We start from the raw sequence: 10,235 nt of genomic DNA on the forward strand, positions 1-10,235 counted from the left end.
TGTAGCCGAACCAGTTCTGCAGCAGATGCACACGCAGCATCGCCATCAGCGGATAGGCGGGACGACCGCCTTCACCCTTCGGGTAGTGCGGCTCGATCAGGGCGATCAGGCCCTGCCACGGCACCACCTGTTCCATTTCGATCAGGAACAGTTCCTTGCGGGTCTGCTTGCGCTTGCCGGCGTACTCGGCGTCGGCGAAGGTCATCTGCTTCATCGGAAAGCTCTGCGGGTGAAGTCGGCGGATTTTACCAAATCAGGAAGTCTTTTTCAGAGTTTCCTTAGGCATCGAGGAGGTGCATGGCGAGGTGAAACCGCAGGACAAGGAGAAATTAGTCGCCGAACTGCAGAGCTATGGCCGGCGTGTTGCCATGGCGGGCGACGGCATCAACGATGCGCCGGCCTTGGCCAGGGCCGACGTAGGCATCGCTATGGGCACGGGCACCGACGTGGCGATGAACAGCGCCCAAGTGACCCTGGTCAAGGGAGACCTGATGGGCATCCTGCGGGCGCGCACCTTGTCGGTGGCCACGGTGAAGAACATGAGGCAGAACCTTGCCTTTGCATTCCTCTACAACGCGATGGGAATCCCGCTAGCGGCCGGGCTGCTGTATCCGCTGACAGGACATCTTCTGTCGCCCTTGATCGCTGCTCTGGCAATGAGCGTCAGTTCAGCCTCGGTGGTTTTCAATGCGCTTAGGTTGAAAGCAACGGACGTTGGCTAGTCTGTTAGACAAGACGATGTGCCTACCTGCAGGGCGATTTTTAAAATGCGCATCTGACCGGAAAATACCGTACGGTAGCTTGCAACTTGACCTATCAGTCGCATCACCTGATGACGAGGGGACGTTCTATGGATCGTTCCCGCTGCGAGTAGGAGACTGACAGTCGTTACCCCATGAGGATTCTCCGTGGCCCGCATTCGCCGACTGCAAATTAGCAACTTCCGGTCTATCCAGGCGCTCGACTGGGTGCCGGCCCCCGGAATTAACTGCCTCATTGGTCCGGGTGACAGTGGGAAGTCCAGCATCCTGGACGCGATTGACCTTTGCGTCGGCGCCCGCCGAGGCGGCACGTCCGGCGACATGGACTTCTTCGCATTAAACGTCGATGTACCCATCACCATCAGCGTGGCGCTTGGCGATCTGCCGTTATCGCTAATGGATATCGATGTCTACGGCGAGTTCTTGCGTGGATTCCATCCCGGTACGGGGGAAGTCGAAGACGAACCGCGAGCGGGGCTGGAGACCGTCATCACCTTGCGTCTGCAAGTTGGTGCCGATTTGGAGCCTGTTTGGACACTTTTCTCCGAGCGCGCGGAGCAGCAGCAACTTGAACGCACTCTTCCCTGGAAAGAACGAGCGGCACTAGCGCCCGCCCGTATCGGCAGCTTTGCGAGCTCGAACCTGTCGTGGAGTCGTGGCTCAGTGCTCAATCGACTTACCGATGAGCGCGCCGAGCTTGGTGCTGAACTGGCGCGCGCCGCTAGGCAAGCAAGAGCGAACTTTGGCAATCAAGCAGTCGAACATCTGACCCAGACGCTTGAGGTCGTGCAACGCACAGCACAGCATCTTGGCGTTTCGGTCGGGGCTATGCCTCAGGCGCTCCTTGACGCACATTCTGTGTCGATTGGCGAGGGGGCGATCGCGCTGCACAGTGAAACAGGTATTCCGCTGCGCTCCCTTGGCACGGGCTCGTCACGCTTGCTAGTGGCAGGGCTTCAAAGGGCTGCGGCCAGCGCCGCGCCAATTGCCCTGGTTGATGAGGTGGAATACGGGCTTGAACCTCATCGGCTCATGCGATTCCTGGACTCGCTGGGTGCAAAGGACGCTGCCGCTCCGTTGCAAGTGTTCATGACGACGCACTCGCCGGTCGCGCTGCGCGAGCTGTCCGGCAGCCAGTTATTCGTTGTTCGGTCAGCACCTCAGCGCCACAGTGTTATGCCAGCTGGGGAAGCCAACGAGGTACAAAGTACCCTTCGGAAGGACCCCGAAGCATTCCTCGCCAAATCCATCATCGTTTGCGAGGGGGCCAGCGAGGTTGGCTTCGCGCGTGGCCTTGACCAATGGTGGGTCAGTCTTGGCGCTACCTCATTCCTGGCCCATGGCGGCGCGTATGTGGACGCCGGCGGGGGAAGCCCCGATAACAGTCTTATCCGGGGAACAGCACTTCTGAACTTGGGTTACCGCGTGATGGTTTTTGTAGATGCCGACAAGCCTTCGACCGCGGGGCTCGCTGAAGCATTCTTGGCCGCCGGCGGGCAAATTCTTACATGGCGACCAGGTCTCACTCTGGAGGACGAGATCTTCCGCCATCTCAGTGACCAAGCACTCGATGCACTTCTGGCGAAAGCCGAAACAATAGTGGGTGCCTGCATTCACAATGTCACTGCAAGGTCCGGCATGTCTCTGCTCAGTCCTTACGGCCTGAGCTAGCCCTATACAGCTGTTGTTTGCTCTCCTCGCTGATCCCCGTCAGGATGCCGCAGGCATTGATCTCCCGACCCTCGTTGCAACTCGCCCTCAGTGAAACGAGTTGTTGCTCAAGCGCTTGCAGAGCAGTTATCTGCGACCGCACATGAGAGATGTGGTCATCGAGCATGGCGTTGACGGCGGTACAGGGCTGGCGAGGGTCGTCCTGATAGCTCTGTAGCTCGCGAATCTCTGTCAGTGACAGGTCCAGAATTCGGCAGCGGCGGATAAAGGCAAGCCACTCGCCATGCTTCTCGGTATAGACACGGTAACCATTCTCCTGCCGTTCTGGCGGCGGCAACAGGCCCTGCTGCTCATAGAAGCGGATCGTCTGCGTGTCGATACCCGCTATCTGGGCTAACTGACCAATGCGCATCAGGCTTACTCCTCAACGGATCATCTGTCCCATTGACCTTATAGTAGCTATATAGTTTTTAATACTAGCAATCTATGTTGGTTAACTGGAGCCGTATCGTGAGTAAAGCCTGTGGTGGCCCATGTAGCTGCGATGCAACGCCTGCAGCGGATACCGATATGCCGGTCTCCTCCGAAGCGTCAGGGGAATGGGTCAGCGTGTATGCTGTGCCGAAGATGGATTGTCCCTCAGAAGAACGGATGATCCGCTTGGCGCTGAACGGCTTTGATGAGATTCGAACGCTGTCCTTCGACTTGTCGAACCGCCGATTGGAGGTCGTGCATGACGGCGAGGCTGAGCCCATTACCGCGAAACTGGCGACCTTGGGGCTAGGCGCCTCTCTTCAGGAAACCGTCATTGCCGACCCAGAGACGATCAAGGCCGCTGAGAGCTCGGCAGTCTCTGCTACGCAGGAGTCAGGCACTCTGCGCGTGTTGCTCGGTATCAATGCGATCATGTTCGTGGTGGAAATGACTGCTGGCCTGATCGCCCAGTCTACCGGCCTGATCGCTGATTCCCTGGATATGTTTGCCGATGCAGCCGTCTATGGCCTGGCTCTCTATGCCGTAGGGCGCAGTGCGAAAATGCAGGTACGTGCCGCGCATCTGGCAGGGGTACTGCAACTGATTTTGGCTATCGGCGTACTCGTCGAGGTGGTGCGACGCTTTGTTTTCGGTAGTGAGCCTGAATCGCTGATGATGATGGCGATCGCCTTCGTCGCGTTGATCGCCAATACCGGTTGCCTGCTGTTGATATCCAAGCACCGCGAAGGCGGCGCGCATATGAAGGCAAGCTGGATATTCTCGGCCAATGATGTGGTGATCAACATGGGCGTCATCGCCGCCGGTGCCTTGGTCGCCTGGACGGGGTCCAGCTACCCTGACCTGATTATCGGTACCATCGTGGGCCTGATCGTCCTCAACGGCGCTCGGCGCATCCTGGCGCTCAAGGGGTGAGGCTGCACGGTACGCAGCTATCGATGCCTGGGACACTTGATCGAAGTGGCTGTACAAGCGCGCTAGGCCTGAACGACAGCATATAGCGCGAAGGCTCGGAGCCAGCAAGGTAGCGTATCTAGGAATCAACCAAGGAAGGAAGATGATGGATAGTATCTGGCTGGTACTCGGCCTGGCGCTGTTGCCCGCCTTAGGCAATTTTAGTGGTGGGCTCGCTGCGGAGGCCTCCCGAACTACCGGGCGCCGTCTCAATTACGCCCTTCACGGCGCTGCCGGCCTCGTCATTGCGGTGGTGGCGGTTGAAATCATGCCGCGCGTGCTAGAGAACCTCTCAGCCTGGGTAATCGCCCTCGCTTTCGCGCTGGGCGGCATTGCTTACGTAGGTATCGAGAAGCTCGTTGAGAGTCTCCAGAAGCGACAAGGCCAGCAGGGAGAAGGCGGTCAGACGAGTGTCTGGATGATCTATATCGCCGTATCCATCGACCTGTTCAGCGATGGCCTCCTGATCGGGGCGGGGTCGGCGGTCTCACCGTCGGTCGCGATAATCCTGGCGGCGGGTCAGGTTCTCGCCGATGTTCCTGAGGGCTTTGCGACGATCGCCACCATGAAAGATAAAGGAATCCCTCGTAGCAAGCGGATACTGCTCTCTGCTTCCTTCGCGATTCCTGTGCTCTCGGCAGCCGTCTTTGCTTACTTCGTACTCAGGAACCAGCCGGAGGCATTTAAGCTAGCGGCACTGACGTTCACGGCAGGCCTTCTCACGGTCGCTGACCTGCCCCCAGCTTTAGTACCGTTTCCTAGTTAGTAGGCCCTGGGGTTGATATCGATTTTTCATGTCGAGGTTGCTGCTGGCTCGCCCGCCATTTCGCGGCAAACTCCGCTGGGGTGAGATTGCCGATAGCGCTATGCGGTCGGTGTTCGTTGTAATCCTTCCGCCAGGCCGCGATGCGAATTTTGGCCTCGGCCAGTGAGCAGAACCAGTGCTCGTTCAGGCATTCATCCCGAAACTTGCCGTTGAAGGACTCGATGAACGCATTCTGTGTGGGTTTTCCAGGCTGAATCAGCTTCAGCTTGATATCGCGCTGATAGGCCCATTGATCGAGTGCCTTGCCAGTGAATTCGGGGCCCTGGTCGGTGCGGATTGCTGCCGGGAAGCCGCGAAACCGAGCCATTTCATCCAGTGCGCGAGTAACGCGAAAGCCGCTGATGCCGTGATCCACGAGGATTCCCACCGCCTCCTTGGTGAAGTCGTCGACCACCGTCAGACATTTAATCCTCCGCCCCGTACTGAGCGCATCAAAGACGAAGTCCATCGACCACACCTGATTCGGCGCGCTCGGTAGGCTCAGGCGTTCGCGCTCCATGGCGACGCCGTGACGGCGCCTCCGCCGCTTCACCATCAAACCGGCAGCCCGGTACAGGCGATAGATCCGCTTGTGGTTGACCTGCACGCCAGCGCGCCGCAGCAGGATATGCAGGCGCCGATAGCCGAAACGCCGGCGCTCCTGTGCCAGTTCCACGAGTTGGGTTTGCAGCTTGGTGTTTTGCTCGCTGGCACGGGGTTGATAGTGCAGCACCGAGCGAGACAGCCCGATCAGCTTACAGGCACGACGCTGGGAGATACCGGTTCGGGCCTGCATCTCCTGCACCGCTTCCCGCCGAGCTGTCGGGCTTACCCTTTTCCCCGAGCGACCACCTTCAGTGCCTCGATATCCAGATGGGCTTCGGCCAGCAGCTTTTTCAGCCGGCTGTTCTCCAGTTCGAGATCCTTGAGCCGTTTGGCATCCGGTACGGTCATGCCACCGAACTTGGCGCGCCAGGTGTAGAACGAGGCATCACTGAAGCCATGCCGCCGACACAACTCCTTTACCGGCACACCGGCCTCCACCTGCTTCAGAAAGTCGAGAATCTGTTCTTCTGTAAAACGCTTTTTCATTACCGTCTCCTGCTCGGAAAACGGACTCTACTAAGTTCGGTGTGGTACTGAAATCGGGGGGCAGGTCAGAAGTCATCTACCTTACAGAAATGTAATCACCCGGATGGTTGAAATATGGCAGTTTCATACTGCTCATCGTCGGTAAGGCATTGTGCAATGCACCGACGTGGAAAGTTGAGGGGTAAATCCCCGACATTGAAGCAGCCATGAACCCGAGACCGGGCACACCATCACCGGCTCATTTGACGGATTGGACAAAACGGCATGCAAAGCAAAACCACAAGGCGCACCTTCGTCAAAGGCCTGGCAGCCACCGGTATTATCGGCGGACTTGGCCTGTGGCGCACGCCGGTCTGGGCGGTGAACAGCCCCGGCCAGCCCAACGTACTGACTGGTAACGAATTCGACCTATTCATCGGTGAAACCCCGGTGAACATCACCGGCGCAGCGCGCACGGCCATGACCATCAACGGCTCGCTCCCTGGGCCGATTCTTCGTTGGCGCGAAGGCGATACCGTCACATTGCGCGTGCGCAACCGCCTCAAGGAGGACACCTCCATCCATTGGCACGGCATCATCCTGCCGGCGAACATGGATGGTGTTCCTGGCCTGAGCTTCCATGGCATCGCCCCTGATGGCATGTATGAGTACAAGTTCAAGGTCAACCAGAACGGCACCTACTGGTATCACAGCCATTCTGGGCTCCAGGAGCAGGTCGGCGTATACGGTGCGCTGGTCATTGATGCCAAGGAGCCCGAGCCCTTCAGTTACGACCGTGATTACGTCGTGTTGCTGAGCGACTGGACGGATGAAAATCCAACGCGGGTACTGGCCAAGCTCAAGAAACAGTCGGACTACTACAACCAGCACAAACGCACCGTTGGTGACTTCATCGATGACGTAAGCGAGATGGGTTGGTCCGCCGCCGTAGCCGACCGTAAGATGTGGGCCGAAATGAAGATGAGCCCGACTGATCTCGCCGACGTCAGTGGCTACACCTACACCTACCTGATGAACGGCCAGGCACCTGATGGCAACTGGACCGGCATATTCAAACCAGGCGAGAAGATTCGTCTGCGTTTCATCAATGCCTCGGCTATGACCTATTTCGATGTGCGCATCCCAGGCCTGAAGATGACTGTGGTTGCGGCCGATGGTCTGCACGTCAAACCGGTCAGCGTCGACGAGTTCCGTATCGCCGTGGCCGAGACCTACGACGTGATCATCGAACCAGACAGCGAACAGGCCTATACCGTGTTTGCCCAATCCATGGACCGCACTGGCTATGCGCGCGGCACCCTTGCGGTACAGGAAGGGTTGAGTGCACCGGTACCAAGCCCTGACCCGCGCCCACTGATTGCCATGGGTGACATGGGCATGGACCACGGCAGCATGGGCGGCATGGATCATGGGAGCATGGCCGGGATGGATCACGGCAGTATGTCGGGCATGGATCATGGGAGCATGCAGGGTGGCATGGCCGGCATGGATCACAGCCAGATGGCGGGAATGGATCATTCGGGCATGGCAGGCATGGCAGGCATGGCAGGTGCCATGCAGGCACACCCAGCCTCAGAGACCAACAACCCGCTGGTCGATATGCAAACCATGACACCAACGCATAAGTTGGACGACCCAGGTATTGGTTTGCGAGACAACGGCCGACGCGTCCTCACGTACTCTGACCTGCGCAGCACCTTCCCTGATCCGGACGGGCGTGAGCCAAGTCGCACCATCGAGCTGCACCTTACCGGGCACATGGAGAAATTCTCCTGGTCCTTCGATGGCATCAAGTTCTCTGACGCCGAGCCTCTGCGCCTCAAGTACGGCGAGCGTGTTCGCATCACGCTGGTCAACGACACCATGATGGCTCACCCGATCCATCTTCATGGCATGTGGAGTGATCTGGAGGATGCGAACGGCAATTTCCTGGTGCGTAAACACACCATCGACATGCCGCCAGGTTCCAAGCGCAGCTTTCGGGTGACTGCCGATGCGTTGGGTCGTTGGGCCTTTCACTGCCACCTGTTGCTCCACATGGAAATGGGCATGTTCCGTGAAGTCCGTGTGGATGAGTAAAGGAGATTTCTGATGAGTACTTTTATGAAGCGTAATGCCCTGTTTGGCAGCGCAGCGATGTTCAGTCTTTTGGCTGTTCTGCACGCGCCGACGTCATTGGCAGGTGAGGGGCACAGCGAGCACGAACAACATGCTGCCGAGTCGGCTGCGCCCGACGCCAGTGACAAGCCTGCAGATCAATCGAAAGGCAAGGCCGCTGGCCAGCAGATGGATCATGGCGCCATGGATCACGGAGACATGAAGCATGACGGCATGAATCACGAAAACATGATGGATAAGCATGGCGGCACCGAAGCCGAAGCAGGTTCGAACCATGACCACTAGGTTTTCACGTCCATCTCTCTTGGCGCTGGCTGTGTCGCTGGGTGCGTTCAGCGGCGGCGTTACTTTGGCTGCGGAAGAAATGGATCATTCGGCAATGGGGCACGGCTCCATGTCGATGGACCACAGCCAGATGGGCCACGGTTCCGCCAAAGCGCCGATGGAGGGCATGGATCACAGCAAGATGGACCATGGTGCCATGCAGGGTGCTTCGGGCAGCATGGATCATAGCCAGATGGGCCACGGCCAGAGCCAAGAGAAGGCCCAGGCTATGGATCACAGCAAGATGGGGCATGGCGCCATGCAAGGACAGATGGAGGGCATGGATCATTCAAAGATGAACCATGGCTCCGCTGAAGCCCCGAGAACCACCAGCCGTACGCCGATTCCCGTTCTGACGGATGCTGATCGCCAAGCGGCTTTCCCGCCATTACCTGGCCACAAGGTTCACGACAGCGCCATCAACAGTTTTTTCCTGCTCGATCAGCTCGAATACCAGGACGCAGATGAGGGCAGCACCCTGGCCTGGGATGCGTCGGGCTGGGTAGGCGGTGATATCAACCGGGTCTGGTTCCGCTCCGAAGGCGAGCGTACCAACGGCGTGACCGAGGATGCTGAATTACAGCTGCTGTACGGCCGCTCGATCGGCCCTTGGTGGGATGTCGTCGCGGGCGTTCGCCAGGACTTCAAACCGGAGTCGCCGCAGACTTGGGCCGCCTTCGGTATCCAGGGCATGGTGCTTTACGCCTTTGAGGCCGAAGCCACGGCCTTCGTCGGCGAGAATGGCCAAACTGCTGCCCGACTGGAGGGCGAGTACGACATTCTGCTGACCAACCGGCTGATTCTCCAGCCAACTGCCGAAATGAACTTCTACGGCAAGAACGATCCTGAGCGAGGTGTGGGGTCTGGGTTGGCAAATACCGAGCTCGGCTTGCGTCTGCGTTACGAGATTGTCAGGGAGTTTGCCCCCTATATCGGGGTTTCCTGGAGCCGCTCCTATGGCAACACGGCAGACATGGTGCGCGACGAGGGCGGTGATGTAGACGAGGCGCGTTTTGTCGCCGGTATCCGGATGTGGTTTTGAGAACCTGACATGAAAAGAACAATTAAAACTTTGGTGGCGGCCGGCGTGGTCGGTAGCACAGCTGTCCTGGCCGGCGCCTACTTTGGCGTGGTCAACGTGGGGGCCGACGATCCCCATTTTCCTGCAGTGCATGCGTTTCTCACGATGGCCCGTGACCGCTCTATCGAAGTCCGTTCGCGGGACATCGAGGTTCCCAACCTGGATGATCAAGCTCTTATTCGCGCCGGTGCGGGCAACTACAACGCCATGTGTATCGGCTGTCATTTGGCGCCAGGTATGGCGGAGACCGAGCTAAGCCAATCGCTTTACCCTGCGCCCCCCAACCTCGCCAAGATCGGTGTCGATGGCAATCCGGCAGCAGCGTTCTGGGTGATCAAGCATGGCATCAAGGCAACGGGTATGCCTGCGTGGGGCAAGAGCATGGGAGACGAGTACATCTGGGGCATGGTTGCCTTCCTCAACCAACTGCCGACGATGGATGCCAAGCAATACCAAACACTCGTCGCATCCAGTGGCGGCCATCAGCACGGTGGTGGGGAAACGCAGATGCATAACCATGAAGGACAGCACGGCGACAACAAGCCTGGCCATCATGACAATAGTGGCGGTGGCGATGACCATCATGGATCAGGTGATGCTGGAGAGCCTGGTCATCACGATGCCGCGGCTACGGATAGCGAGGGTGGCTCCGCACCTAAGGAAACTCTGAAAAAGACTTCCTGATTTGGTAAAATCCGCCGACTTCACCCGCAGAGCTTTCCGATGAAGCAGATGACCTTCGCCGACGCCGAGTACGCCGGCAAGCGCAAGCAGACCCGCAAGGAACTGTTCCTGATCGAAATGGAACAGGTGGTGCCGTGGCAGGGCCTGATCGCCCTGATCGAGCCGCACTACCCGAAGGGTGAAGGCGGTCGTCCCGCCTATCCGCTGATGGCGATGCTGCGTGTGCATCTGCTGCAGAACTGGTTCGGCTACA

Annotated in this window: 10 protein-coding genes and 2 pseudogenes; 9 read left to right on the forward strand and 3 right to left on the reverse strand. The window is 58.5% G+C overall.

From position 1 onward, the window contains the following. The coding region (locus H165_RS0117445) for an IS5/IS1182 family transposase (RefSeq protein ID WP_017940224.1) at positions 1-214 on the reverse strand (214 nt) is incomplete at its 3' end. Positions 215-278: 64 nt separating this feature from the next. Here H165_RS0117445 and H165_RS0117450 point away from each other — a divergent pair. Together H165_RS0117450 and H165_RS0117455 are read left to right on the forward strand one after the other, a co-directional pair. Continuing rightward, positions 279-722: pseudogene (locus tag H165_RS0117450) on the forward strand (HAD-IC family P-type ATPase); the annotation flags it as partial. 186 nt (positions 723-908) lie between these two features. Then, positions 909-2,381 (forward strand): annotated as a pseudogene (locus H165_RS0117455) (ATP-dependent nuclease); the annotation flags it as partial. Between the two features lie 28 nt (positions 2,382-2,409). Here H165_RS0117455 and cadR read toward each other — a convergent pair. Continuing rightward, a complete protein-coding gene (cadR, locus tag H165_RS0117460) occupies positions 2,410-2,844 on the reverse strand; it encodes a Cd(II)/Pb(II)-responsive transcriptional regulator (protein WP_008175821.1) in 435 nt (144 codons plus the stop codon). A 98-nt stretch (positions 2,845-2,942) separates the two neighbouring features. Here cadR and H165_RS0117465 point away from each other — a divergent pair, with 98 nt between their 5' ends. Together H165_RS0117465 and H165_RS18815 are read left to right on the forward strand one after the other, a co-directional pair. Beyond that, the gene (locus H165_RS0117465) at positions 2,943-3,839 is read left to right on the forward strand and encodes a cation efflux transmembrane domain-containing protein (RefSeq protein WP_008928737.1); all 897 of its coding nucleotides are present in this window, start codon (positions 2,943-2,945) and stop codon (positions 3,837-3,839) included. A gap of 142 nt (positions 3,840-3,981) precedes the next feature. Beyond that, entirely contained in the window at positions 3,982-4,644 is a 663-nt protein-coding gene (locus H165_RS18815) for a ZIP family metal transporter (RefSeq protein WP_017940227.1), read from the forward strand. Here H165_RS18815 and H165_RS0117475 read toward each other — a convergent pair. Then, a protein-coding gene (locus tag H165_RS0117475; RefSeq protein WP_155943635.1) for an IS3 family transposase occupies positions 4,637-5,775 on the reverse strand; the annotation gives its coding sequence in 2 pieces (ribosomal slippage) (positions 4,637-5,526 and positions 5,526-5,775; 1,140 coding nt in all). The genes H165_RS18815 and H165_RS0117475 overlap by 8 nt on opposite strands. Positions 5,776-6,039: 264 nt before the next feature. Between H165_RS0117475 and H165_RS0117485 the strand changes: the two genes are divergently transcribed. The 5 genes from H165_RS0117485 to H165_RS0117510 all read left to right on the forward strand — a co-directional run. Next, positions 6,040-7,854 (forward strand): copper resistance system multicopper oxidase, encoded by a 1,815-nt coding sequence (locus tag H165_RS0117485; RefSeq protein WP_017940230.1) that lies wholly within the window; start codon positions 6,040-6,042, stop codon positions 7,852-7,854. 12 nt (positions 7,855-7,866) lie between these two features. Further along, entirely contained in the window at positions 7,867-8,178 is a 312-nt protein-coding gene (locus H165_RS0117490) for a hypothetical protein (RefSeq protein ID WP_017940231.1), read from the forward strand. Continuing rightward, on the forward strand, positions 8,168-9,259 hold the full coding sequence (locus tag H165_RS0117495) for a copper resistance protein B (RefSeq protein WP_026146710.1): 1,092 nt from the start codon (positions 8,168-8,170) through the stop codon (positions 9,257-9,259). Before H165_RS0117490 ends, H165_RS0117495 begins: the two co-directional genes overlap by 11 nt. Before the next feature lie 9 nt (positions 9,260-9,268). Beyond that, positions 9,269-9,982, forward strand: a complete 714-nt coding sequence (locus H165_RS19385) for a c-type cytochrome (RefSeq protein WP_081609381.1) — start codon at positions 9,269-9,271, stop codon at positions 9,980-9,982. 39 nt (positions 9,983-10,021) lie between these two features. Continuing rightward, on the forward strand, positions 10,022-10,235 hold a 214-nt coding region (locus H165_RS0117510), incomplete at its 3' end, for an IS5/IS1182 family transposase (protein ID WP_017940224.1).

The sequence above is a fragment of the Pseudomonas thermotolerans DSM 14292 genome (assembly GCF_000364625.1).
Classification (GTDB): Bacteria; Pseudomonadota; Gammaproteobacteria; order Pseudomonadales; family Pseudomonadaceae; genus Aquipseudomonas; species Aquipseudomonas thermotolerans.